This is a genomic window from Flavobacterium petrolei (genome assembly GCF_003314435.2).
Lineage (GTDB): Bacteria > Bacteroidota > Bacteroidia > Flavobacteriales > Flavobacteriaceae > Flavobacterium > Flavobacterium petrolei.
Genome location: NZ_QNVY02000001.1, coordinates 20926 through 46934, shown reverse-complemented (window position 1 = coordinate 46934; position 26009 = coordinate 20926). Strand labels below are relative to the sequence as shown.

Annotated in this window: 19 protein-coding genes; 13 read left to right on the top strand and 6 right to left on the bottom strand. The window is 33.6% G+C overall.

Annotation, left to right across the window (positions count from 1 at the left end):
- Positions 1-33 precede the first annotated feature (33 nt).
- Both purU and DR871_RS00190 read right to left on the bottom strand, forming a co-directional pair.
- Positions 34-888 (bottom strand): formyltetrahydrofolate deformylase, encoded by an 855-nt coding sequence (purU, locus tag DR871_RS00195; protein ID WP_113665387.1) that lies wholly within the window; start codon positions 886-888, stop codon positions 34-36.
- Between the two features lie 125 nt (positions 889-1013).
- Positions 1014-1721: a DUF4197 domain-containing protein gene (locus DR871_RS00190; RefSeq protein ID WP_113665507.1), complete on the bottom strand. Its 708-nt coding sequence runs from the start codon at positions 1719-1721 to the stop codon at positions 1014-1016.
- A 311-nt stretch (positions 1722-2032) separates the two neighbouring features.
- Here DR871_RS00190 and DR871_RS00185 point away from each other — a divergent pair, with 311 nt between their 5' ends.
- Both DR871_RS00185 and DR871_RS00180 read left to right on the top strand, forming a co-directional pair.
- Positions 2033-5485, top strand: a complete 3453-nt coding sequence (locus DR871_RS00185) for a methylmalonyl-CoA mutase family protein (RefSeq protein ID WP_113665388.1) — start codon at positions 2033-2035, stop codon at positions 5483-5485.
- Positions 5486-5676: 191 nt separating this feature from the next.
- Positions 5677-6543, top strand: coding sequence for an alpha/beta hydrolase (locus DR871_RS00180; protein ID WP_113665389.1), 867 nt, complete (start codon positions 5677-5679; stop codon positions 6541-6543).
- Positions 6544-6607: 64 nt separating this feature from the next.
- Here DR871_RS00180 and DR871_RS00175 read toward each other — a convergent pair whose 3' ends face one another.
- Positions 6608-7180, bottom strand: a complete 573-nt coding sequence (locus DR871_RS00175; RefSeq protein ID WP_113665390.1) for a DUF1543 domain-containing protein — start codon at positions 7178-7180, stop codon at positions 6608-6610.
- 86 nt (positions 7181-7266) lie between these two features.
- Here DR871_RS00175 and DR871_RS00170 point away from each other — a divergent pair, with 86 nt between their 5' ends.
- A complete protein-coding gene (locus DR871_RS00170) occupies positions 7267-7758 on the top strand; it encodes a hypothetical protein (RefSeq protein ID WP_113665391.1) in 492 nt (163 codons plus the stop codon).
- 69 nt (positions 7759-7827) lie between these two features.
- Here DR871_RS00170 and DR871_RS00165 read toward each other — a convergent pair whose 3' ends face one another.
- Complete coding sequence (locus DR871_RS00165) at positions 7828-8775, bottom strand: TerC family protein (protein ID WP_113665392.1); 948 nt, start codon at positions 8773-8775, stop codon at positions 7828-7830.
- Between the two features lie 293 nt (positions 8776-9068).
- Between DR871_RS00165 and DR871_RS00160 the strand changes: the two genes are divergently transcribed.
- From DR871_RS00160 to DR871_RS00120, 9 genes are all read left to right on the top strand, one after another.
- The gene (locus tag DR871_RS00160; protein ID WP_113633507.1) at positions 9069-11258 is read left to right on the top strand and encodes a glutamine synthetase III family protein; all 2190 of its coding nucleotides are present in this window, start codon (positions 9069-9071) and stop codon (positions 11256-11258) included.
- A 619-nt stretch (positions 11259-11877) separates the two neighbouring features.
- The gene (locus DR871_RS00155) at positions 11878-12564 is read left to right on the top strand and encodes a hypothetical protein (RefSeq protein WP_113665393.1); all 687 of its coding nucleotides are present in this window, start codon (positions 11878-11880) and stop codon (positions 12562-12564) included.
- A 190-nt stretch (positions 12565-12754) separates the two neighbouring features.
- Complete coding sequence (locus tag DR871_RS00150; RefSeq protein ID WP_113665394.1) at positions 12755-13273, top strand: hypothetical protein; 519 nt, start codon at positions 12755-12757, stop codon at positions 13271-13273.
- A gap of 3 nt (positions 13274-13276) precedes the next feature.
- Positions 13277-14008, top strand: a complete 732-nt coding sequence (locus tag DR871_RS16510; protein WP_242497056.1) for a CsgE family curli-type amyloid fiber assembly protein — start codon at positions 13277-13279, stop codon at positions 14006-14008.
- Positions 14009-14117: 109 nt separating this feature from the next.
- Complete coding sequence (locus tag DR871_RS00140; RefSeq protein WP_113665395.1) at positions 14118-14528, top strand: curli production assembly/transport component CsgF; 411 nt, start codon at positions 14118-14120, stop codon at positions 14526-14528.
- A 125-nt stretch (positions 14529-14653) separates the two neighbouring features.
- The gene (locus DR871_RS00135) at positions 14654-16033 is read left to right on the top strand and encodes a CsgG/HfaB family protein (RefSeq protein ID WP_113665396.1); all 1380 of its coding nucleotides are present in this window, start codon (positions 14654-14656) and stop codon (positions 16031-16033) included.
- Between the two features lie 63 nt (positions 16034-16096).
- A complete protein-coding gene (locus tag DR871_RS00130; protein ID WP_242497055.1) occupies positions 16097-17578 on the top strand; it encodes a carboxypeptidase regulatory-like domain-containing protein in 1482 nt (493 codons plus the stop codon).
- A 231-nt stretch (positions 17579-17809) separates the two neighbouring features.
- Positions 17810-18988 (top strand): AIR synthase related protein, encoded by a 1179-nt coding sequence (locus DR871_RS00125; RefSeq protein ID WP_113665397.1) that lies wholly within the window; start codon positions 17810-17812, stop codon positions 18986-18988.
- 62 nt (positions 18989-19050) lie between these two features.
- A complete protein-coding gene (locus tag DR871_RS00120; RefSeq protein ID WP_113633500.1) occupies positions 19051-19410 on the top strand; it encodes a hypothetical protein in 360 nt (119 codons plus the stop codon).
- A 191-nt stretch (positions 19411-19601) separates the two neighbouring features.
- Here DR871_RS00120 and DR871_RS00115 read toward each other — a convergent pair whose 3' ends face one another.
- On the bottom strand, positions 19602-22430 hold the full coding sequence (locus DR871_RS00115; protein ID WP_113665398.1) for a M16 family metallopeptidase: 2829 nt from the start codon (positions 22428-22430) through the stop codon (positions 19602-19604).
- A gap of 245 nt (positions 22431-22675) precedes the next feature.
- Between DR871_RS00115 and DR871_RS00110 the strand changes: the two genes are divergently transcribed.
- The gene (locus tag DR871_RS00110) at positions 22676-23272 is read left to right on the top strand and encodes a GNAT family N-acetyltransferase (protein WP_207209790.1); all 597 of its coding nucleotides are present in this window, start codon (positions 22676-22678) and stop codon (positions 23270-23272) included.
- Between the two features lie 34 nt (positions 23273-23306).
- On the opposite strand, the gene DR871_RS00105 is transcribed toward DR871_RS00110, so the two are convergent.
- The gene (locus DR871_RS00105; protein ID WP_113665400.1) at positions 23307-25460 is read right to left on the bottom strand and encodes a PAS domain S-box protein; all 2154 of its coding nucleotides are present in this window, start codon (positions 25458-25460) and stop codon (positions 23307-23309) included.
- Positions 25461-26009 lie beyond the last annotated feature (549 nt).

The following is a 26009-nucleotide window of genomic DNA, read 5'->3' as shown; positions in this document are numbered from 1 at the left end:
GAGTGCAGAAACAATTCGAAAAAGGATTGTTTTTTATAAAAACACTACCGTTTTATTGTCATAAACCATTGTTTTTCTCTCGGCATGCAATTTTATGGCTCTGGCCAAAACCATGCGTTCCAGATCACGTCCTTTCATAATAAAATCTTCTATTGAATGACTGTGCGAAACACGGGCAATATCCTGCTCGATAATCGGACCTTCATCCAATCCTTCGGTCACATAATGACTGGTGGCACCAATGATTTTTACACCGCGTTTAAAAGCCGAATGATACGGTTTTGCTCCAGGAAACGCAGGCAGAAAAGAGTGATGAATATTGATAATTTGATTTTTATATTGTGCAATCAAATTTGGAGTGATAATTTGCATGTAGCGTGCCAAAACGATAAAGTCAATATTGTATTCTTTCAATAAATCCAAATGCTTTTGTTCGCCTTCCGCTTTAATATCTTTCGTGAAAGGAACATAATGAAACGGAATAGAAAAACGTTTTGCCACACACTTCAAATCTTCATGGTTGCTTATGATCAAAGGAATTTCAAGAGGCAATTCGCCAGCGCTGTAACGTCCTAAAATGTCATACAAACAATGGTCGTATTTAGAAACAAACAAAGCCATTCTTGGTTTTTCGTTTTGGGTATACATTTCCCATGACATCTTAAACGGAGAAGCTAACTTGGCTTGAAAATCAGTTTTAATAGCTTCTATATTCCAGTTTTTAGCACTGAATTCACATTCTAAACGCATGAAAAATACGTTTTCATCGGCATCAACATGTTGGTCTAAATAAATAATATTGCCATCAATGGACGAAATATAATTAGTAACGGAGGCAATAATTGCTTTTTGATCTTCGCAATGGATTAGGATTGTAATTTTCTGCATTAGCGTTCTGTTTTCAGCTTTGTTCTTAGTAATGAATAGTATTTTTCAAAACTAAACGTATTTGTTTTTATAAAAAAGTTGAATTTGGCTGTTTAATGTTTGAAAAAAAACAGCCCAATTTCAATCTATTTGTTATCCTGCATCGCAAAAACTTTCTGCAACAAAACAGAAGTTCTGGAACTCAAATTCGTTCTGATGTTTTTCTCTTCAACGGCAACCATTTTGAAAACGCCATTCAGCGCTTGATTCGTAACATAATCTGTCAAATCAGGATTTACTTTATTTACTAGAGGAATGCTGTTGTATTTTGTAATAATATTGGTCCAAACTTTATCGGCACCAACTTTAGTAAACGAATTTTTAATCACTGGATTAAATTTTCCGTATAAAGCCGTCGAAGTACTGTTTTGTAAATAATTCGTCGCCGAACTTTCATTGCCCATCAATATCGTTTTAGCATCCATAAAAGTCATGTTTCTAACAGCGTCAACAAATATTGGCGTCGCTTCCTTTACCGCGTCTTCAGCAGCACGATTCAATACTTTTAATCCTTCATCAGCCAAAGAACTCAATCCAATTCTTCTCAAACCGGCGTCTACTTTTCTTAATTCTTCCGGCAATAAAATTTTCACGGCTTCATTTCTGTAAAAACCATCTGTGGCAGTCAGTTTGGTCACTTGTTTTGAAATCCCATTATTCAGTGCTTCCTTTAATCCGCCGGCAATATCAACACCGCCAATTCCTTGCGTTTGCGGAAATTGATTCATAACTTGTTGCATTTCGGCACAACTGGAAAGTGAAATTGCTACTGCTAAAACTAAAATTTTCTTCATCGTAAATTGTTTATTTATTAATTCGCCTTCCGGCATTTGTAAAAATACTACTTATTCAAAAACAAAGCCAACTATTCTTTAGGAGCACAAAGTTTAGTAGTATTAATGACGATTTGTCCCGCTTTCCGCTGTATTCCCGATAAATAAAAACTACGGCTAAAAAAAAGCCTTCTTTTTCTAAATCGGGAGATGTCGCTGCAATCGGGGCTAAATAACAAAATTCTTCCTTATTTATTAACAACGAGCAGCAACATCAAATAATTTTTAAAATAAAATTGTAAATTGCACACTTAAATTATCATATTCATAAAATGGAACCCGTAAAACCGTATATCCCTGTTAATAAAGTAAGAATTGTAACCGCAGCAGCCCTTTTTGATGGTCACGATGCAGCAATCAATATCATGCGTAGAATTATTCAATCTACTGGTGTTGAGGTGATTCATCTAGGTCACGACCGCAGCGTGGAAGAAGTAGTTAATACCGCGATTCAAGAAGATGCGAATGCAATTGCGATAACTTCCTATCAAGGAGGACATAACGAATATTTTAAATACATGTATGACTTGCTTCAGGAAAAAGGAGCGGGTCAAATCAAAATATTTGGCGGTGGCGGTGGTGTAATTCTGCCTTCAGAAATTGCTGAATTGCAAGCGTACGGAATCACCAGAATTTACGCTCCGGATGATGGACGTGCGATGGGATTACAAGGAATGATAAACGATTTGGTACAAAAATCGGATTATCCTGTTGGCGATAAACTGACGGATGAAATTAATCATTTAGAAGAAAAAAATCCAAAAGCAATTGCCAGAATTATTTCATCAGCAGAAAACTTTCCGGATGTTGCTGCTAAAACTTTGGAAACCATCCAAAAAAAGAATAAGGGTTGTAAAACTCCAGTTCTTGGAATAACAGGAACCGGTGGATCTGGAAAATCATCTTTGGTGGATGAATTGGTACGTCGTTTTCTAATTGATTTCCCGGAAAAAACAATCGGATTAATATCTGTTGATCCATCCAAACGTAAAACAGGTGGAGCACTTTTAGGAGATAGAATCCGAATGAATGCTATCAATAATCCTCGTGTTTACATGCGTTCATTGGCTACACGCCAATCGAATTTGGCTTTGTCAAAATATGTTGCCGATGCAATTCAAGTAATTAAAGCGGCAAATTATGATATCATCATCTTGGAGACTTCTGGAATCGGGCAATCCGATACAGAGATTATGGATCATTCCGATGTTTCTTTATATGTAATGACACCAGAATTTGGTGCTGCAACCCAATTGGAAAAAATCGACATGCTTGATTTTGCTGACTTGGTAGCAATAAACAAATTCGACAAACGCGGTTCTCTTGATGCGTTAAGAGACGTGAAAAAACAATACCAACGCAACCACAATCTATGGGATGCTAATTTAGATACGCTTCCAGTTTTCGGGACCATTGCTTCGCAGTTCAACGATCCTGGAATGAATACGCTGTACAAAGCGATTATGGACAAAGTCCATGAGAAAACAAATTCTGATTTGAAATCAACGTTCCAAATCACTCGTGAAATGAGCGAGAAGATTTTCGTTATTCCGCCACATAGAACCCGTTATTTATCTGAAATTGCCGAAAGTAACCGTAAATATGATGTTACTGCGGTAAGCCAAGAACAAGTGGCACAGAAATTATATGGAATTTTCAAAACGATTGAAACAGTAGCCAAGAAAATACCTGAAATAAACAAAGCAGGAATCAATGATGATTCTGTTTTGCCAACAGCTATAGAATTGGAGAAATCGGGTGCTGCCGAGGATAAAATATTTTTGAATCTTTTACTGAATCAGTTTGAAAAAGTAAAAATGGATTTGGATCCGTACAATTGGGAAATCATTTTGACTTGGGATGAGAAAGTAAACAAGTATAAGAATCCAGTTTACACGTTTAAAGTTCGTGACAGAGAAATAAAAATGGCTACGCATACAGAGTCGCTTTCACATTCTCAAATTCCGAAAATTGCATTACCAAAGTATAAAGCTTGGGGTGATATTTTACGTTGGTGTCTGCAGGAAAATGTTCCTGGAGAATTCCCTTTTACTGCAGGGTTGTATCCTTTCAAACGTGAAGGAGAAGATCCTTCTCGAATGTTTGCTGGAGAAGGCGGACCGGAAAGAACCAACAAACGTTTTCATTATGTGAGTGCGGGATTGCCTGCTAAAAGATTGTCAACTGCTTTTGACAGTGTGACTTTATACGGAAACGATCCACATGTACGTCCTGATATTTATGGGAAAATAGGGAATGCCGGAGTTTCTATATGTTGCTTGGATGATGCTAAAAAGCTATATTCTGGTTTTGATTTGGTTCATGCGATGACTTCGGTGAGTATGACTATTAATGGACCAGCACCCATGTTATTAGGCTTTTTTATGAATGCGGCGATTGACCAACAATGTGAGTTTTACATCAAAGAAAATGGTCTTGAAAAAGAAGTTGAAGCAAAAATTAACAAAATATACGCAGCTAAAGGAGTCGAAAGACCGCATTATCAAGGGGATTTACCCGAAGGAAATAACGGTTTAGGATTGATGCTTTTAGGCGTTACAGGAGATCAGGTTTTACCTTTGGAAGTGTATGACGAAATCAAAGCAAGAACATTGTCTCAAGTTCGTGGAACGGTTCAGGCTGATATTTTAAAAGAAGACCAAGCACAAAATACTTGTATTTTCTCTACTGAATTTGCGTTGCGATTGATGGGTGACGTACAGGAATATTTTATTACCAAGAATGTTAGAAATTTCTATTCGGTTTCTATCTCAGGGTATCACATTGCCGAAGCAGGAGCAAATCCAATTACACAATTGGCATTTACACTTTCAAATGGTTTCACGTATGTAGAATATTATTTGAGTCGTGGCATGAACATCAATGATTTTGGACCAAACTTATCATTCTTCTTTTCGAATGGTGTAGATCCGGAATATGCCGTTATTGGTCGTGTAGCACGTAAAATTTGGGCGAAAGCCATGAAAAATAAATACGGTGCTAACGAGCGTGCGCAAATGTTGAAATACCACATTCAGACTTCGGGACGTTCTTTGCACGCACAGGAAATAGATTTCAATGATATTCGTACCACTTTGCAAGCTTTGTATGCTATTTATGACAACTGTAATTCCTTACATACTAACGCGTATGACGAAGCAATTACAACGCCTACGGAAGAGTCAGTGCGTCGTGCGATGGCAATTCAGTTGATTATCAATAAAGAATTAGGTTTGGCCAAAAATGAAAATCCAATTCAAGGCGCTTTCATTATCGAAGAATTAACAGATTTAGTTGAAGCTGCAGTTTTACAGGAATTCGATAGAATTACCGAACGTGGAGGAGTGCTGGGTGCTATGGAAACCATGTACCAAAGAAGTAAAATTCAAGAAGAAAGTTTGTATTATGAAACGTTGAAACATACAGGTGAATTCCCAATTATTGGTGTGAATACGTTCTTGAGTTCCAAAGGTTCTCCAACGGTAATTCCAGCGGAAGTTATTCGTGCTACGGAAGAAGAAAAACAATACCAAATTGATATGTTGAACCATTTGCATCAATCGAATCAAGATTTAGTAAATGAGCATTTAAATACGCTTCAGGAAGCTGCCATTAAAAACGAAAACTTATTTGAACATTTAATGGAAGCAACTAAGGTTTGTTCTTTGGGACAAATCACATCTGCTTTATTTGAAGTAGGTGGTCAGTATAGAAGAAATATGTAAGCAGAGAACCACTTTTTGCATCGCAAAAAGTGTGTGAATCGCTGATCCCACTTTTAGTTGGAATTAATTTATAAATTTTTTTAAAAGGCCTTTCAGCGATGAAAGGCTTTTTTTGTTTGTAATTATTGTGGCTTTATTTTATTTATTCTAAAGTATTATATTTACTTTTCAATCATCTAAAAAACGTTCCAATGAAAAAATTTCAAATTGTATTCTTATTTTTCCTTTTTGGGCATGTAGCTGTTTCTTATGCGGCAAAAGCCGATACGTTGCAAATTCCTGGCATGGCAATGAATAAAACATATAAAGCTGCGGTAGTTTTACCAAGTTCTTATGCTAAAAGCAAAGCTAATTATCCTGTTCTTTATCTGTTGCATGGCGCTTATGGTCATTTTAATGATTGGTTATCTAAAACTCCGGATAAGAATTTATTACACAATTTAGCTGACCAATATAATATCATAATTGTAATGCCGGAGGGAGAAACATTCAGTTTTTATCTGGATAGTCCTGTTAATAAAGGAAGTCAGTTTGAAACTTATATTACGAAAGAAGTAATTGAAAAAGTAGATAATACCTATCGAACCATAAATGACAGAAAAGGGCGTGTAATTACTGGGCTTTCCATGGGAGGCCACGGAGCTTTGTATCTTTCGACAAGACATCCGGAACTGTTTTGTGCCGCTGGAAGTATGAGTGGAGCGGTAGATATGGGAAGTATAATTAATCCAGAATCAAAGGAACGAGTAACTAAATTAATGGAGCCTGTTTTTGGAATTGAAGGAGCGCCACAGGAAGTATATGCTTCTAATGCGGTTTTGAATATGGTGGATAAAATAAAAAGTAACAAGCTGGAATTGATTATAGATTGTGGAGTAGATGATTTTTTGATTGAATCTAATAGAGAATTACACCGAAGACTTGTTTATAGTAAAGTTGCTCACGATTACACGGAACGGCCAGGAGCGCATACTTGGGAATATTGGGAAAATGCATTGCCTTCTCATGTATTATTTTTCAGCAAAATCTTAAAAAATAATACTCTAGTGGTGAAATAGATTTATATTCTTTAAAAATTTCAAAAGGCCTTTCATAGATAATAATGAAAGGCTTTTTTATTGATTAATCTTTAATTTTTTTCAATTTCAAATAGCCTATATGCAGCGGATTTTGTTCTAATTGTATTTCTGACTTTATGATTTTTAACGAATATAAAGCTTTGAATTGTACTGGCAGCATATCTGCAACATTGTAAATATCATCTACATCAATTCCGTATTGATCGTCAATATGCGAAGGTGCTTCTTTGAAACCACAATGTTTGTAAAATGCAGTTTTTTTTGATTTTTTTGATGCTAATGCTAAACTAGTAGCAACTGTAATCATTTTATAATGGTATTCTTCAAATTCATTTTCTTTATACCCTCCTAAATTGATGAAAAATAATTGTTCTGGGGGAACTTGTGCTTCAGTATTTTTTGGAACAATTTCAATAGCGAAGTCATCAACGACAGAAACTTCTCGCCAAACATCAATATGAATTTTACCTTTGGCTTCTGGCCAAAAAAGATTGATATGAGGAATCAATTCTTTCAAGGAATTACCAATTCCAAAAAAAATATCATGCTGTTCTGTAAACCGTCCTTCTGGCACGCAGCCTAGCATTATCATGTATAATTTAAGTTTCTTCTCCATAATTCAAAAGTACATTATTCTTCACAATAAAGTTTGGCACAATTCATGAATAGAGTCTTTTATATAAATTATAAAAACGAAATCGAATGAAAAAAATTACCTTATTTTTAGTTTTCATCGGGATGATGGCACTACAAAGTTGTGAAGTAACAGAAGTATATGATGATGCCCCAAGAAATGAAGTGTTTGAAGTTACGACTTCATTCAATTCCAATAATAATTATAGTAGATTGGTCGTATTTGATCCGCCAATTTATTCCTCGGATTCTGTTTTAGTATATCATTTATACGATACTGTAAATGGTCAGGATGTTTGGAAGTTAATGCCTCAAACGTATTATTTTAATGATGGAGGTGCACTAGATTTTAATTTTGATTATTCTAGATTTGATGTAAATATCTATCTTTCGGCAAATTTTAATCTTAACACATTGCCAGCAAGTTGGACTCAAGATCAAACCTTTAGAATTGTTGTAATACCGGATGGTTTTGCTAAAACAATTAATAAAAATAATATTGACTCGGTAATGTCTGCATTGAAAGTTGATATGAGTGGCGTTAAGAAAATCAATTTGTAAGGAGAAATTTTAATAATAAAAAAAGGAAATCGAGAGATTTCCTTTTTTTATTGCTTGTACTTTTTAGTTTTAAACCATTTCTTTACTACTCTTTCTAAGCGATGCAACAATTCCCGCGATAAGGGAAAGGGCTATAAAAGCCAATGAAACCCATTCAGGCAATTTAAGATAATCATGGAGCAGCATTTTGACACCTACAAAAGTCAAGATGGCAATAAGACTGTACTCCAAATGAGCAAATTTGTCTAACATGTGAGCCAGAAAGAAATACATAGAACGCAATCCTAAAATAGCAAAGATATTAGAGCTAAAAACTAAAAACGGATCGCTTGTTATGGCTAAAATCGCAGGAACACTATCAATCGCAAAAACGACATCCATAACTTCAATAACGATTAGCGCTACAAATAGAGGAGTAGCAGCTGTAATGTGTCTTCTTTTTACAAAGAAATGCTCTCCATCGATGTGATTAGAAATTGGCATGACTTTTTTCAGTGCTTTATAAATGAATGATTTTTTTGGTTCAAATTTTTCATCTTCTCCACTAAATAGCATTTTCATGGCGGTGTAAATTAGAAAACCTCCAAAAATATACGTCATCCATGAAAATTTGTTAATCAGTAAAACGCCAAAATAGATCATTAGACCTCTAAATAAAATTGCTCCTAAGATTCCCCAAAATAGCACTCGATGTTGGTATTTTTGTGGAATTTTAAAGGCAGAAAAAATAATAGCGATAACAAATATGTTATCAATACTAAGGGACAATTCTATCAAATAGCCTGTGATGAACTTTATTGATGCGGCAGCAGGTTTCAAAGAATCGGGATTGGCAATATAATCCGTGGTGTAAAGCCAATAGATTACTCCGGAGAATATAAAAGATAATGTAACCCATATTGCGGTCCATTTCCCTGCTTCTTTGGAACTTATAATGTGTGGTGTTTTGTTAAAAACTCCCAAATCAAGAGCTAAAAAAATCAAAACTGCGGTTAAAAAAGAAATCCAGACAATCATAAATTTAAAGTATTAATATTTTGCGTAAAGATACTTTTTGATTATTAAACTTAACTAAAAAATTTAAGGAAAAGTTGTTGACTTTTTACTCTTTTGGATTTTTCATGGTCTGATACTTCCGAAAATAACGGCTTTAAAATTACTAAGTTGTGATTTTAAGAATGTATTTTTAATAATTTGATAAATTTCGGTCTGTAACCCATAAAAATTTGAGGTAAAATTTTATAAAAGTAATAATTAAATTATATTTGCATCAATATAATAGGGGTCTAATTAATTAAAAAACAATTTTTATGTCAACATTACGTTTTCAAGCTTTGAGAGAAGCATCGACCAGAAAGCCAGTTAAATTTGAAGAATCTGATAGAAAATCTACTATTTTTGGTTCAAATGTCTTTAATGACAAAGCAATGAAGCAATTTTTGACTTCTGATGCTTTTAAAGGAGTGCGCGATGCAGTACAGCATGGAACTAAAATAGACAGAAAATTAGCTGATTATATCGCCATGGGTATGAAAGAGTGGGCTTTGTCTAAAGGAGTGACTCATTATACGCACTGGTTTCAACCACTTACAGGGACAACTGCTGAAAAACATGATGCCTTTTTTGAAACATCTTATGACGGTAGCGATCCTGTAGAAAAATTTGGTGGTGCTCAATTAGTACAACAAGAACCAGATGCTTCTAGTTTTCCAAATGGTGGAATTAGAAACACATTCGAAGCAAGAGGATATACCGCTTGGGATCCAACATCTCCAGCATTTATTTTTGGAACTACTTTATGTATTCCAACTGTTTTTATTTCGTACACCGGAGAGGCTTTAGATTATAAGACACCTTTGTTGCGTGCTCTTATGGTTATGGATGATGCAGCTACCGAAGTATGTAAATATTTTGATAAAAATGTAAAAAAAGTTACTGCAACTTTAGGTTGGGAACAAGAATATTTCTTAGTAGATAGAGCGTTAGCAAATTCTCGTCCTGACCTTATTATGACAGGAAGAACTTTATTAGGACATACTTCTGCAAAAGGGCAACAATTAGATGACCATTATTTTGGTTCTATTCCAACACGTGCATTGACTTACATGAGAGATTTAGAGCAAGAATGTATGTTGTTAGGCATCCCTGTAAAAACACGTCACAATGAAGTAGCACCAAATCAATTTGAATTGGCTCCTATTTTTGAAGAAACAAACTTGGCTGTGGATCACAACTGTTTGTTGATGGATGTAATGCAAAAAGTAGCCGAACGTCACGAATTGAAAGTGTTGTTCCATGAAAAGCCTTTCAAAGGAGTGAATGGTTCAGGGAAGCACAATAACTGGTCGTTAGCTACAGATACTGGTGTAAACTTGTTGAGTCCAAGCAAAACACCAATGAGTAATTTACAGTTTTTGACTTTCTTTATCAATACCATCAAAGCGGTAAATGATAATGAGTCATTATTAAGAGCAGCAATAGCTTCTGCAAGTAATGACCATAGATTAGGAGCAAACGAAGCACCACCGGCAATTATCTCCGTATTCATTGGTGGACAATTGACTAAAGTTTTAGCAGAATTAGAAGGTGTCACTACTGGTAAATTATCTCCTGAAGAAAAAACCGATTTAAAACTAAATGTAGTAGGGAAAATTCCAGATGTTCTCTTAGACAATACAGACAGAAACAGAACTTCCCCATTTGCCTTTACAGGAAATAAATTTGAGTTCAGAGCGGTAGGTTCTACAGCAAACTGTTCTAATGCAATGACTACGTTGAATGCAATTGTTGCAAAACAATTAAGAGACTTTAAAGTTGAGGTTGATGCATTAATTGATTCTAAAGACATGAAGAAAGATGATGCAATCTTCAATGTTTTAAGAGAGTACATCAAACAATCTAAAAAAATCCTTTTTGAAGGAGACGGATATAGCGAGGAATGGGAAGCGGAAGCTGCAAAAAGAGGCTTAAGTAATTTCAAAACTACACCGGAAGCATTAAAAGCAAGAATTTCTAAGCAGTCATTAGATTTGTTTTCGGAATTAAACATCATGAATCATGTTGAGGTTGAAGCGCGATACGAAATTGAATTAGAAGAGTACACTAAAAAAATCCAAATTGAAGGTAGAGTTTTAGGTGATATTTCTAAAAATCACGTTATTCCTACAGCAATTCGTTACCAAAATACTTTGATTGCCAATGTTAAAGGTTTAAAAGATATTTTTGGGGATGATTTTGAAACAATAGCTAAAGAGCAAATTGTTTTGATTAAAGAAATTTCAGGACATATTGAAGGCATTAACTCAAAAGTTGAGGAGATGACAAACGAAAGAAAGATAGCAAATAATTTGACTGATGCGCAAGAAATGGCAGAAGCATATTGTAATAAAGTAAAACCATACTTTGAAATTATCAGAAATCATTGTGATAAATTAGAGTTATTAGTTGATAATGAAATCTGGACTTTAACTAAATATAGAGAATTGTTATTTACTAAGTAGTAAGTACAAATTCTAAAACTTTTAAAAGCCTTTCCGTTTTGGAAGGGCTTTTTTTTGTCAAAAACTCTTATAGAGGATAATAGGACGATAAGGTTGGTTAATAGATTGTATTCCTGTTTTAGTTTATCTAAGGTAATTTAATAGATGCAGTTAAAATATCCTTGTATCTTTTACTGTGGTTACTAATTTAGTTTTAATTATCCATATTAAGCGCAGAGTACTACAATATGTATAGTGTATGTAATATTGTATTATTTTTCTTTTTCTTCATTATAATTTGTTTTTTTTGTTGTGAAGTTCTTTTTAATTGTATTGATGAGGTAAGGTATTTTTGCAAATCTAGTTTATGTAGTCTCTTTCTTGTTTATGAATTTTATGAAAAACGTAGTTCGTCGATACAGAATTACGTTTCATCGAAAAATATTTTAATTAGATGAAAAACAGGTATTTATACGTGTTTTCTTTTAATTATGTTTTTTATCTTTGATATGTAGTAATGAAATAAGCAAATAATTAAAAATGTATTTCTTATTAATTATTACTTAAAAAAGCAGATCCCAAATCACTTTTTTGAACCTATATATTAATTTGTATTAACAACCAATTAAATATATTTATTATGAAAAAAGTAATTTTAAGCATCTCCGCGATGCTTGTGGCCTCATTTAGTTTTGCACAAGGAAATGTTAGTGCAGTAAATCAGTTTGGAATTGCAAATGCTGCTGTTGTTACACAGTCTGGAATTGCAAATGATTCAGATGTTTTGCAATTAGGATTTGCCAATTTATCTGTAGTAGATCAAGATGGTAGAAATAACGAAGCTGACATCAACCAAGGGGGAGCGTTAAACTATGCAAATGTTGACCAAAAAGGGCGTCGAAATGATGCTTACATAGGTCAATTAGGAATTGGTAATGCTGCTTACATCACTCAAGATGGAAGAAGAAACGATGCTGTTATAGGACAAGCTGGTTTCCTTAATTATGCTAGAACAACTCAAATAGGTAGAGACAACTCTTCAACTACTTTGCAGTTTGATATAGCGAATTCTGCCAAAACAATGCAAGATGGACATGATAATAACTCTCTTGTGTTTCAAGTTGGTTTAGGAAATGATGCCAATGTTTATCAAAATGGAGAATATAATATGGCAGTTACTACTCAATTAGGTACTGATAACACTTCTTTCATCAATCAATATGGGACAGCAAATAATGCTTGGACTATACAAACTGGTGATAACCATTTAAGTACAGTTAACCAATGGGGAACTGGAAATATGAGTTTAGTTATGCAATCTAACTAATTACTTTCTTAAAGGTGGAATTGGTTAACAATTCCACCTTTTTTTTTAAAGAACTATTTGTTATCATAAATAGTAAGCATAGATTTTAATAAACAATAGTCAAAGCTTTTTTCTTACTGCAAATGATTGAATAGGAATAGTTGAAACTATTTTAAGGAAATTTAGGTTTAAAATTCATAATTAATGACTCATGAAACCAAAATTTGATATTTTTTTATTTCTATCCATGTTTTTTACGATAAGCTTCGTAGAAGCACAAGAATTAAATTCTCCTGTAAATTCATTATACTTAGTGAGTAAGGATTTGATATACGTTGGAAATAATGAAATTGGCCAAGTTCAACAGTCATCAAATATTCAGTTGCTATCGAATAATAACTTAATACATATTTCTCAAATAGGTTTTAATAATTATTCAGATATAAGCTTACATAATGAAAATTCTACCATTGTAATTGGTCAATATGGATTAAATAATTATGTATCTGTTGACAAAAATGCTTATGATTTAACACAATTAGTAACCCAGTTCGGAAATAATAATTATGTGAGTGATTTTTCATCATATACTTCGGGTTCAATAAATATGACGATAAATCAGGAAGGAAATAATTTGACATTATTTAACAATGGGTCTAATTCAATATCTAAAGATTTGAAAATTACTCAATCAGGAAATTCGGGAGCAATTTATATTTTTAATCATTAAGTTATGAAAAGATTTTTAATTAAAATTGTGGCTTTGTTCTTCTATTTTAATATTCAATTTTTGGCAGCTCAAGTTGTTTATAAAGAAGTTAAAGCCAAGATTGATGTTGAAGAGATTGAAAATACTTTGTCAGTTGTTGGAACTGTTGAGAATTTAAAGTCCGAATTTAAAAATATTTCATTTAAGCTTTCTGTTTTTAGAAAAAACAAATCTAATTCCAATAGATCAAGTAATGCTCAAGATGGCAGAGTTACCTTAGAGCCTCTAAATAAAATTACACTTTCTAAAACTCAAATTAATAAAAGTACAGAAGATCAGATTATTATATTATTATTGATTTATGATGAGGATAATAAAATAATAGGTAAAGATCGAATAATTTTTGGGGAAGAAGATTCAAACTTAGGTATTCTTAAGCCTAAGGATGGATTAGAAATGGTGGGGATTGTATCTAATGATACTAAAACTAAATTAGGTAATGATTTCTATGATCTTTTTTATAATGCCTTTTCTAAATTAAAATTAAATTCAAGCAAAATTATTTCCATTCAGGAAGAGTTGACCTTCGGTAGAACCACTAAGATTTCTATTAATGTAGATAGTGAGGTAATAGAAGAATTTATTGCAAAACCTGATGAAGATTTTTTGAAATTTATGGCAGAAACGTCTTCAGCAAAAGTTTTTAAATATTTCAAGAATATTGAAAAACAAAATAAATTTATTACTCAATATTGAATGTTTATTAAGGAGCTTATTAAAAATTTTATAATGACTTACATCGAACGATATCTGCGTTACTTTTTTTTGGGGTTTCTCGATCATGTTTATTTAAATCAATTTCAGTATGAGAACATTACTTTTAATGGCATTACTTTTAGGAGTTTTTATAAACTCAAATGCACAAGATTTAGTTTATAAACCAAAGAATCCTGCTTTTGGCGGTGATACATTTAATTATCAGTGGCTACTTAGTTCTGCTGAAAGTCAAAATGATTTTAAAGAAGATACCAAAACAGGATTTGAACAGAAAACAGAGTTGGAACGCTTTAAAGAAAATCTCAATAATCAATTATTAAATAAAATTTCTAACTCATTATTCGAAAACCAGTTTGGGGATAAAGGTATTGCTGAAGGATCCTATGTTTTTGGGAGTTTAGCGGTAGATATCTACCCATCAAACCTCGGTTTAGTTGTTGATATACTTGATACAGACACGGGAGAGCAAACACAGATATTTATTCCTGGCAATAATTGATATTTTTTAGATTGGATTAAACTACTTTTTATAATTAGAGGATTAGCTCCGTGCTCTAATTATTCTTCACTAAGAAACTTGTAGAATATTTTTTCTTCCCAAATAAGTTAATATAAGATATAATCATGAATAAAAAACCTACTGTCATTCTTCTGCTTGTATTTTTGTTTTCTAGTTGTGCAGCTTATTTCAATCAACCTGTAGGCGTCGAAAAAGCGATTTATGGTGAGAACACTCCTGCGACTTCTTCATTATTAAAATTACCTAAGCCAAAAGAGCCTGTTGTTGTTGGCGTTTATAAATTTAAAGATCAAACGGGTCAGTATAAAGCCATAGAGCAAGGGAGTACATTTAGCACAGCAGTTACACAAGGAGCTACATCAATATTGATTAAGGCTTTAGGGGATTCAAAATGGTTTGTACCTATAGAAAGAGAAAATCTAGGAAATCTTTTGAATGAACGAAATATAATAAGGTCTACACGGCAAGAATATGCAGCAAGTTCAAATACTAATGAATCACAATTGACCCCTCTTTTGTTTGCTGGAGTTTTATTGGAAGGAGGTATAATTTCCTATGATTCTAATATTATAACGGGTGGGTTTGGCGCCAGATATTTTGGAACTGGCGGTTCTACTCGATACAGACAAGACAGAATTTCAATTTATCTGAGATTAGTTTCTACCTCAAATGGTAAAATTTTAAATACTGTTTATGTTTCCAAAACAATTTTATCTCAAAGCGTTGATGCTAATTTATTCAAATATGTAAACATCAAACGGTTACTTGAAGTAGAAACTGGTTTTACCAGAAATGAGCCAATTCAGCTTGCTGTTACTGAAGCAATTGAAAAAGCCGTAGAAGGATTAATTGTTGATGGAATTAAAGATAATCTTTGGGAAGTAGACGCCACAAATATTCAAGTCAAAAACTTTTTAGATTCTTATACCAAAGAAAAAGATGAAGCTGATTTGGCCTTGCTTTACGGTAGAAATCGAAATGAAAAACGTGGTAGATTTGGAGTGGAATTAGTCGGAGGAGCAACCTACATGGCAGGAGATTATCCAAATCCGATAGCCAAACCGATGGTGAGAGGAGCTCTCAAATTTTCTTTGACTCCAAATTTTAATATTAGTGCCTCTACCAATGTATTTTTACTTGGAAATAAAAACAAATTGGATGTAGGGTATGCTTCATTAGATCTAAATTTAGAATATCTAGTGCTTCCCTACGATGTATTGACACCTTACTTTTTTGCAGGAACAGGGACAAGTTTCAATTCAGATTATAAAAATTTGCACACTAAAATTCAGTATGGAGCTGGTTTAGAATACTTAATTACCAATAATTTTGGATTCAAATTTTATGGGGAACATAATTTAAATTTTTCTGATAATGTCGATTATGTAATTAGTGGCAAAAGAGATGATTATTATTGGCGTTTTGGAGCTGGAATCACTTATTATTTTCCAAATAAATCAAAAATAAAGACAAAAAAACGTTAGGATTAAAATCAGCATGTTTTATGTTAATGATTGGTTGTCTAATAAAAATAATACAATCTAAAGATGAAAAAAATAGGGATAAAAATAGTTATATGTTTTATTTTCTTGGTTTCTTGCAGTGAAGAACTAATTGATGATAGCGGTATGGGGAAAGTTAAAGGCAGAGTTGTTGATGCAGAAACTTTTGAGCCTTTAGCGAACGCAAGAATTTCTACCAGTCCAACCACCAGCACCTTTTTTACAGACAAAGACGGCTACTTTGAATTTAGTGAAATTCTCGTTGGAAAATATTCTTTTCAGGCACAAAAAGATGGTTACATATCTAAATTTGAACCTGCTACTATCACTAAAGATGTGACCGTACAAATTATTTTTGAACTGGACATATCAACAGTAAATAATAAACCACCAGATATTCCTGTATTAACAGCACCTTTAGATAATGCAAAAAGTCAAAGTTTAAAACTGAATTTAACTTGGACCGCTACTGATAAAGAGTCTGATCCGTTAATGTATACCGTAACACTTAAAAATGGTACTACTGATGTTATAACTACTTATAAAGATATAAAAACTACTACGTTTGAAATATCAGGTTTGAGTTATAGTACAAAGTATTATTGGCAAGTTTCTTCTTCAGATGGTATAAATAGTCCGTCAAATAGTGTAACAAATACCTTTACAACTTTGGCATTTCCAAATCCTAGATTTTTGTACATCAAAAAGGTAAACAGTAATAATGTTATTTTCACTGCTGACGAAGCTGGAAATGAATTACAATTGTCTTCTTCTGAGGTGAATAGTTTTAGGCCCAGAAAAAATTTGCAAATAAATAAGATTGCCTATATTAGTTCAGATGGATCTCAAAATCAAATTTATACAATGGATCCAGATGGTTCAAATGTTTTTAAAGTTACGAATTCAATTCCTATTGCAGGATTTAATATGGAACACATTAATTACTGCTGGAGTACTAATGGAAGTCAGTTGATTTATCCGAATTTTGACAAACTTTACCGGATTGATGCAAATGGAGGAGGATTGATAGAATTATTTAAAACACCAAATGGTAAGTTTATATCTGAATGTGACTGGAGTCAGGATGGAACTCAAATCGTATTGAAAGTAAATGATATTTCAGGTTATAATGTAGAAATTTATGTCATAAATAGCGCTGGAGCTTTTCTTTATGAAGTGCTCTCCGGATTAAATGGAGCGGTAAGTGGATTAAATATTTCTGTGGATAATCAAAAAATTGTTTATACAAGGGACATTTCAGGTTATCAAAGCTCAAATTACAGAAGATTAGATTCTCGAATTTTTATCTACAATCGTATCACTAACACTTCAACCGAATTAGATACTAAGAAGCCAGATGGCTACAATGACTTGGATGTTAAATTTTCTCCTAATGAAGCAGACGTGATTTTTACAAATACGTCTAATGATGGAATTTCTATAAAAAATATTCAAAAAGCCAGTATCAGTGACGTTGATTCCCGTACCACTTTATTTACCGGCGGCTCTATGCCAGAGTGGAAGTAATAATTCATCTTTTTTGTGAAAATGTCTATCTGTTTCGGATAGACATTTTTTTTGACATGCATTTTTAAGATATTCCTCTCTTAGATCCTAAACGTAAGGTGTGCATGAATTTTCTTTGCGGGACAAATTTATCACGAAACACTTCTTATGACTCGATAGGCAAAACCCAAAAAAATAATTATCTTTGCCGCACAACTACCTGCCTAAAAGCAGGCTTCACAACTATACTACATGAGTTCAGATACGTCAAAAAGATATGCACTTAGAGGTGTTTCGGCATCTAAAGAAGATGTTCATAATGCCATAAAAAACATTGATAAAGGATTATTTCCACAAGCTTTCTGCAAAATTGTCCCTGATTATTTAACTCAAGACGAAGACTATTGTCTGATTATGCATGCTGATGGAGCAGGAACTAAATCCTCTTTGGCATACATGTATTGGAAAGAAACCGGAGATATTTCTGTCTGGAAAGGCATTGCTCAAGATGCGTTAATCATGAATATTGACGATTTATTGTGTGTGGGAGCAACTGATAATATTTTGCTTTCGTCGACTATTGGAAGAAATAAAAATTTGATCACCGCCGAAGTAATTTCAGCGATTATCAACGGAACTGAAGAACTTATTAAAGAACTGGATTCTTTTGGGGTAACCATACATTCTACAGGTGGTGAAACGGCAGATGTAGGTGATATTGTTCGAACAATAATTGTAGATTCAACAGTTACAGCTCGCATGAAACGTAGCAAAGTAATTGATAATGCCAATATTAAAGCAGGTGACGTAATTGTAGGATTGGCTTCTTTTGGTCAGGCTACGTACGAGAAAAGTTATAATGGTGGTATGGGAAGCAACGGATTGACATCAGCGCGTCATGATGTTTTTGGGAAGTATTTGGCAACAAAGTATCCTGAGAGTTTTGATGCTGCAGTTCCGGAGGAATTAATCTATTCCGGTCAAGTACAATTGACGGATGCAGTTGAAAATTCTCCAATCGATGCCGGTCAATTAGTACTTTCGCCAACCAGAACCTATGCGCCAATCATCAAGAAAATTTTAGATAAATATTCTTCTAATGAAATTCACGGAATGGTGCATTGCAGTGGAGGAGCGCAAACTAAAATTTTACATTTTGTAGAAAATTTACACATTATAAAAGATAATTTATTTCCGGTTCCACCTTTGTTTCAATTAATTCAGGAGCAATCAAAAACGGATTGGAAAGAGATGTACCAAGTTTTCAATTGCGGTCACCGTATGGAAATTTATGTTCCGGAAGCTGTTGCACAAGATATTATCGCAATTTCAAAATCATTCAATGTTGATGCACAAATTGTAGGTAGGGTAGAAGTTGCTACTTCAAAAAAACTGACTATTACCAGTGAATATGGAACTTTCGAATATTAAATAAACTTCAATTGAAGTTTATTTTCAATCTTTCAATTCTTTAATCTTTTAATTTTTTATCTATGTACGAATTGGTTTTTTGGAAATATCTTGAGGGAATTTATCTCAACCATCACTTAGTTTATGAAACTATTACTGAGGAGCAAGCTGAAATTGAAGGCCTTGAAGAACTTCCTGTTCAAGTTATCTTAAATCGAATCGCTTCGGTATTTTCCAAATGGGAAAAAGTAGACGAGAAAAGTTGGAAAAATAACAATGGTGTAGGTGCTTTTCATATCAGGACGACGCCTCAAAGTATAAAAATTGATTGTTATGGTACTGAAGGAAAAACAATGGATTCTTTAGTGAATATAATGGATGAATTCAAATGTCCACTATATGATCCGCAAGTTCCGGAGCGTCATGACGAAATGAATGAATAAAATTTTCAGGAGCTTATCCAGCAATCCGTTACAATACTCCCTTAAAAAGATAATTTTTCTTGTCCTGAAAGGAGCTTCCGTTGGTCGCTCTTTCAGGACAAGAAAAATTATCTTTTTTGCAGTCGGGATTTTCACTTCGATCTGGGCTATATCAATCAGTGATGTATAACCCAAATTCGTTTAAAACCAACTTATTTTACTGCTGGTTTATTCAGAAGAATTGGCTCTCCAAAACCAATTTGCTCTAACTTTTTTAATTGTGTTTCAGCATCACCTACCACTAAATAGATCATTTTATCAGCATTCAAATACTTTTCTGAAAGCTTTTTTATAGCGTCAATAGTGCTGTTTTTCACAATGTTTTCCTGTTGCTTTGCGTAATCATCAGCGTAATTGTAGTTGCTGATATCATATAGCATTTCCAATTTAGCGGAAAGTGTTTCAAACGCTCTCGCATTACTTTTTATTAGGTATCCTTTCGTCACTTCAAGATCATTCTCGTTGAAGTTTTTTCCATATTGCGAAAGAATTTCTTTGATTAAGCTAACGGATTCAAAAGTTACATTCGAACGCACACCACTTGCAACAGTAAATGGACCTTTGTTTACAGAACCATCAAAGGACGAATTTATTCCGTACGTATATCCTTTTCCTTCACGTAATTCTTGCGTCAATTGCGAAGCAAAGCTGCCACCGCCTAAACGGTAATTCATGATTTGAACAGGATAAAAATCCTCATCAGTTGAGGCAAGAGCAGGATATCCAATTCGGATTACAGATTGTTTTGCACCTGGAACATCATAAAAATAAATTTTTGAGGATGCTATTGTAGTTGTTGTTGTCACTTTAGGAACTATAACTTTTTTAGCCTCCCAATTTTTATTTAAATCAGCTAATGAATTTGTCACATCTGCTTTTGAAATAGCACCCACAATTTGAAAATTAGTAACTGATGGAGTAGTGTTTTTAGTATAGTAATTTTTCAAATCGGCAATTGTAATGCTATTTACCGAATTTTCAGTACCAATGCGGTTGTTCGCTAAAATAGATTCTTTGCCATAGATTAATTTTTTGAATTCATTTCTGGCAACACTATTTGGATCTGCTTTCTGCTGTGTGATTTGGCTTAACGTACTTTGTTTAATCAAATCAAATTCGGTACTATCCCAGCGTGGTTGTAAAATTATTTCCTGAACTAATGCCATAGTTGCAGCGTAATTTTTGGCTAAAGTATTGCCTGAAATAAATAAAGATTCATCAGTTGCATAAGCTCTTATAGTTGCTCCCAGACTTTCAATCGCATTTTCAAGTTGCTCCGGAGTTTTGTTTTTAGTTCCTTTTGTCATCAGTTCCGCCAGCATATTCGAAACTCCTATTTTATTTGCTTCTTCAAGTAACATTCCGCCTTTTATTTGCAATTGAAATTGAACAAGCGGCACTTCGTGGTTTTCAATTCCTAACACGTTTAGACCGGATAACAACTTGCTTTTCCAAACTGTTGGTAATATTACATCAGGACTTTCTCCATAAGCGGGCTCAACGCTTCGGTCAAATTTAGAAGGTGTTTTTTCATACGTAGCAGCAATGCTGGCATCAAAGGAATCTTCTTTGCCTTCAATGATTTTTTCCTCTACAACCTCGGCTACTATTGAACCAGCCAGAATTAAATTGGCCTCTCCTTTTGGAACAAAACTGGTGGCTACAAAATATTTTCCTTTGATGTATTTTTGATATACACGCATTACGTCTTCGGTAGTTACAGCAAGAATATTTTTGACATCTTGATTGATATAATCCGGAGTTCCCGCGAAAATTTCATATTGCGCCAGTTGAAACCCTTTTCCTAATACACTAGATAAATTGGTGTAAAAAGCAGTTTCTTGTCCCGCTTTAATTCGATTTAAATCTTGTTGAGAAATTCCTTCAGCTTCAAAGTTTTTAAAAGCTTCGTTTACGCCATTCATTACGTCATTCAAATTTGTTTTTTCAAAAGCGGTTACGCTCAACATATATTGACCCGCTATTTCTGAATTGTATTGAAAAACATCGGTGGCATCAGTTACTTTTTTGTCTTCTACCAAGGTTTTATATAGAGGTGCTTTTTTACCTTTGGAAAGATAGCTTGCCAAAACTTCTAACGCATAACTGTCAGGATGGTATTCGTAAACTGACGGCCATGTTAGCGTAAGTTGAGGCAACTTAGCAAAATTATCTTCGTAATATAATTTTTTAGTTTCGGTCAATATCACAGACTGCTTTACCATTTTTGGAATCGCTTCTCCACGTCTGATGTCTCCAAAATATTTTTCGACCCAAGCTTTAGTTTGTTTTACATTAAAATCTCCGGCAATAGTCAGCGTAACATTGTTTGGTACATACCAGCGGTTATAGAAACTTTTTACATCTTCAAGCGTAGCATTTTGCAAATCTTCTAAAGAACCAATAACGTCCCAGTTATAAGGATGCGTTGCCGGATATAAATTTTTTGATATTACTGAAAAATTATGACCATACGGTCTGTTATCATAACTCTGTCTTTTTTCATTTTTAACAACCTGTTTTTCTTTGGCTAAAACCGGTTCTGTGACCGTGTTGATGAAATAACCTAGTTTATCAGCTTCGGCCCAAATCATTTTTTCTAAAGCATCTTTAGGAACGGTCTGAAAATAATTAGTGCGGTCTCTGCTAGTAGAACCATTGGCACCAGCTCCGCCAATACGAGCACTCATTTTATCAAGCCCTCCTTTTCCTAAATTTTCCGATTCCAAGAAAAGTAAATGTTCAAACAAATGCGCAAATCCTGTACGGCCTTCTTTTTCTCTGGCGGATCCTACATGACTCGTCAAAGCAACTGCAACTACAGGGTCTGATCGGTCAATATGCAAAATAACTTGTAATCCATTTTCAAGTGTGAATTTTTCAAATTCTACTTTGAATTCTTTTGATTTTTGATTTTGGGAGTTGGAGGAAAAAGTACTAAAAAGTAGTAAAAAGAACGCTAATAACTGGATTGGTTTCATTTTTTAAATTTAGGTTCAACGATATTTTAACAGTAAAAGAAATTTTTGCTTTAGACACTAAAAGTAAGAAAAAATAAAATAGTAAAACAGTAGAAAGAACGCAATTGAATTTTGGTTTGTGGCTATTGCCCAATCAACAAGGTATTTGGTAGATTTTAATCTGAGCGTAAAATAGTTTTCAGAACTAATCTAATATCGTTTATATTTGGTCGTCTTAAGTTTACAACACTAAAATGAATACCAATATGGATTTTAACTTTTCACATCCCCTAGTTTTGGAGGACCAAACCGTTTTATTGCGTTCCTTACAAGAATCAGATTTCGAAAATCTATTGAAAATTTCCATTAATGAACCGGAGACTTGGCAATATTCATTGGTACGTGCCAATGGCAGAGAAAATCTGGAAAAATACATTCAGATTGCGCTAAAAGCCAGAGAGATGAAAACCGAATTTCCCTTTATAGTTTTCGATAAAAAATCTGGAAAATATGCCGGAAGTACTCGTTTTTATGATATCAATCTTCAGTTTAAAACGTTGCAATTGGGCTATACTTGGTATGGAAAATCATTTCGGGGAACAGGACTGAATAAGCATTGTAAATATTTACTTTTGCAATATGCATTTGAAACGCTAGGAATGGAGCGGGTTGAATTTCGAGCTGACAATAATAACGAGCGAAGTATTGCAGCCATGAAAAGCATAGGTTGCAAAGTGGAAGGTATATTACGCAATCACATGCCAACTTTAGGAAGTGACGCTCGGAGGGATAGTATTATTTTAAGTATTTTAAAAAATGAATGGTTTGATGAAGTGAAAGAGAATCTAAAAAGGAGATTATAGCATAAACAATCCTTTCCAAATGTAGCTTTCAAGTTTACAGCATTGTATCAGTATTTCCTTTTCGGAAACCTATTAATTGTCGGTATTTTGATTCAGATTCTTTCAAATCTTCCTCCATTTGTTTGTATTTACTGATGTCTTTTATGGTTACAACAGCTGCAACTACTGTGTTGTTTTGATCTACTAACGGGCGGCCGCTAATTAATACTCTTTTCTTTTCCTGCGCTACGGGATTCCAAAGAATGATTTCGACATCAGTTGTGACTTCTCCGCTTAGAGCACGTTCCATGGGTAAATTTTGGGAAGGAAAAATGGTTTTTTCATCCGGAAAATACAGTTCAAAGTGATTGCTTAAATTAGTTGAAATTTTGTCGTCTTCTTCGATTCCAAAAATCTCGTTGGCCATGTTGTTGGCCATAATTATCTTTTTATCGGCATTAGCCACAATAATACCTTCGCTGATATTTTCGACTATTAACCGTAATTTTTCCTCATTTTCATAAAGATTCTCTATGGCTGTTTGTTGCTCGTTTTCTAACTCCACTAGCTCTGTAACATTTCGGGCAACGGAATAAAATACCCCGTTTTTAACATCAATATTACTATTCCAATCCAGCCATTTAAACGAGCCGTCTTTGCATAGAAACCGTGTCCTGAAATTGACAACGGATTCTCCTTTTAAATGTCTTTGCAATATTTCACCAGCAGTTTGTTTGTCATCAGGGTGAATTAAATCTATGAATTTAATGCGGTCCATATCATATTGATTGTAACCAAGCGTTTTTGTAAAAGCGGGATTTATTTTAATGAAATGTTCCTCTTTAGCCACTGTTAAAATATCGAAAGCCATATCAAAAAACATATTTGCTATTTTTAACGATTCTTCATTTGCAATCAATTCAGATACATCGCGTGCAACCGCGTAAATAATTCCGGTATGAATATCGATTGTGCTGGTCCAGTCAAACCATTTATAGGAGCCGTCTTTCAAGCGTTCCCGAACTCTATGAGTAACCACAGAATCGCTGATTCTTAATTTTTTGACACCATCCATAAAGATTGACGCGTCATCAGGATGTATGAAACTTAAAAACGGTTTGTTTATTATTTCTTGCTGATCATATCCTAAAATTCGGGTAAATGCAGGATTTACTTTTACAAAATTCTCGTCTTTAATCACGACAAACATATCAAATGACATGTAAAAAAAGGTATTGGCTACATTTAGAGCGTTTTCGATTTCTTTTTTATCTGTGATATCACTGGCTACGGCATATAGTAATCCACTTTTCACCTCAGGGAATACGGACCAAACGAGCCATTTGATAGATCCGTCTTTACAAATATATCGGTTTTCGAATTTAATGGAGGCAGCTCCAGTCTGTAATTTTTGTACTTCTTTTTTAGTGATTTCTATATCATCTGGATGCGTAAATTCCAAGAAATTTTTGCGCAAGAGTTCTTCCTCTGAATATCCTAATGTTTTACTAACAGCCGGATTTACTTTCACAAATCTTTCCATCGATGAGATAATCATCATATCTACTGACATGGTAAAGAATTTTTCAGCGGCCGTGAACGACTCTTCCAGTTTCTTTCTTTCGGAAATATCAGTAAAAATCCCACCTATGGCGTAAATCCTATTAAAAGAGTCGTGTAAAGGGAATTTCACGGCAATGTAGGTATGTTTCCCGTCAGTTTGTTCTATAACTTCCTCTGTTTTTAATTCTTTCAAAGCCTTCACAACTTCAAAATCGGTATTGCGATAAGCATCTGCCACGTTTGGAGGTAGAAAGTCATGATCGGTTTTACCTATAATTTCCTGATTTGTAATTTTAAATAGAGATTCAAATTCCTTATTTATTAATAAATATTCTCCATTTATTTTTTTTATGAAAATTGGACTTGAAGTATTGTCAATAATAGATTGTAGTAATTGTTTGTTTTCTAAAAGTAATTCCTGAGATCGATTTTTAGCTCGAAGTTGGGACCGAATGATAAAATAAACAACGGTCAGCAAAATAAGGGACAGGAAAATCAATGAAATTTCAATCCAATTCAATGAATTATCTAACTCTGGATTTCTATTCTTATTGATTCTTAAAATAAAAACCCCAGCTATCGCAAAAACGACAAACAGGTTGAGGATAAATCCAATGATTATTTTTTTTTCTAATGAAATTTTCATATTCGTCCAGTATAAAAATTAAAAGAGATCTGTTCGATATTCAGAATTAATTATTCTGATATAAGTATATGAAAGTTAGTGAATTAAATTGAATTAACAAGTGCTTTAATAATAATTTTGCCAAGTAACCTATCAGGTTTTGGAAGGAAGTTGCTGTTTATAGGGAAGATATTGACACTGCCTTGAATAGGTGTGATGGCTTGTTGTTTTAAATCAAATTATTTTCGATTTCTGTTGTGTCAGAAATCTATATTCTTGTCTCTTTTTCAAAAATATTTCTGATTTCTCTAACGCTGCAGGTGCATAACCACTAATTCATAGTTTTTAAAAATTTTCAACAATGAAAAAATAAAATAAAACCCATATTCCTATAAAAAACAATCCAACATATACATTATTTAAATTTTTCTTTAAGTCTTTTTTAATTACAAGATGGTATAAAATCCAACCTATAAAGGCAATTACCAAGCCTATTACCATTCCAACTCTTGACATAATTTATTATATTATAATATGATTAATTCCTATTGTCGATTTTTGCTAACTTTT

Excerpts from the sequence above, each read along its gene's own strand:
- DR871_RS00190 (WP_113665507.1), bottom strand. The coding sequence starts at position 1,721 with ATGAAGAAAATTTTAGTTTTAGCAGTAGCAATTTCACTTTCCAGTTGT.
- purU (WP_113665387.1), bottom strand. The coding sequence starts at position 888 with ATGCAGAAAATTACAATCCTAATCCATTGCGAAGATCAAAAAGCAATT.
- DR871_RS00175 (WP_113665390.1), bottom strand. The coding sequence starts at position 7,180 with ATGGAGAAGAAACTTAAATTATACATGATAATGCTAGGCTGCGTGCCA.
- DR871_RS00185 (WP_113665388.1), top strand. The coding sequence starts at position 2,033 with ATGGAACCCGTAAAACCGTATATCCCTGTTAATAAAGTAAGAATTGTA.
- DR871_RS16510 (WP_242497056.1), top strand. The coding sequence starts at position 13,277 with ATGAAAAGATTTTTAATTAAAATTGTGGCTTTGTTCTTCTATTTTAAT.
- DR871_RS00110 (WP_207209790.1), top strand. The coding sequence starts at position 22,676 with ATGGATTTTAACTTTTCACATCCCCTAGTTTTGGAGGACCAAACCGTT.
- DR871_RS00165 (WP_113665392.1), bottom strand. The coding sequence starts at position 8,775 with ATGATTGTCTGGATTTCTTTTTTAACCGCAGTTTTGATTTTTTTAGCT.
- DR871_RS00125 (WP_113665397.1), top strand. The coding sequence starts at position 17,810 with ATGAGTTCAGATACGTCAAAAAGATATGCACTTAGAGGTGTTTCGGCA.
- DR871_RS00120 (WP_113633500.1), top strand. The coding sequence starts at position 19,051 with ATGTACGAATTGGTTTTTTGGAAATATCTTGAGGGAATTTATCTCAAC.
- DR871_RS00105 (WP_113665400.1), bottom strand. The coding sequence starts at position 25,460 with ATGAAAATTTCATTAGAAAAAAAAATAATCATTGGATTTATCCTCAAC.
- DR871_RS00150 (WP_113665394.1), top strand. The coding sequence starts at position 12,755 with ATGAAACCAAAATTTGATATTTTTTTATTTCTATCCATGTTTTTTACG.
- DR871_RS00160 (WP_113633507.1), top strand. The coding sequence starts at position 9,069 with ATGTCAACATTACGTTTTCAAGCTTTGAGAGAAGCATCGACCAGAAAG.
- DR871_RS00140 (WP_113665395.1), top strand. The coding sequence starts at position 14,118 with ATGAGAACATTACTTTTAATGGCATTACTTTTAGGAGTTTTTATAAAC.
- DR871_RS00135 (WP_113665396.1), top strand. The coding sequence starts at position 14,654 with ATGAATAAAAAACCTACTGTCATTCTTCTGCTTGTATTTTTGTTTTCT.
- DR871_RS00180 (WP_113665389.1), top strand. The coding sequence starts at position 5,677 with ATGAAAAAATTTCAAATTGTATTCTTATTTTTCCTTTTTGGGCATGTA.
- DR871_RS00170 (WP_113665391.1), top strand. The coding sequence starts at position 7,267 with ATGAAAAAAATTACCTTATTTTTAGTTTTCATCGGGATGATGGCACTA.
- DR871_RS00115 (WP_113665398.1), bottom strand. The coding sequence starts at position 22,430 with ATGAAACCAATCCAGTTATTAGCGTTCTTTTTACTACTTTTTAGTACT.
- DR871_RS00155 (WP_113665393.1), top strand. The coding sequence starts at position 11,878 with ATGAAAAAAGTAATTTTAAGCATCTCCGCGATGCTTGTGGCCTCATTT.
- DR871_RS00130 (WP_242497055.1), top strand. The coding sequence starts at position 16,097 with ATGAAAAAAATAGGGATAAAAATAGTTATATGTTTTATTTTCTTGGTT.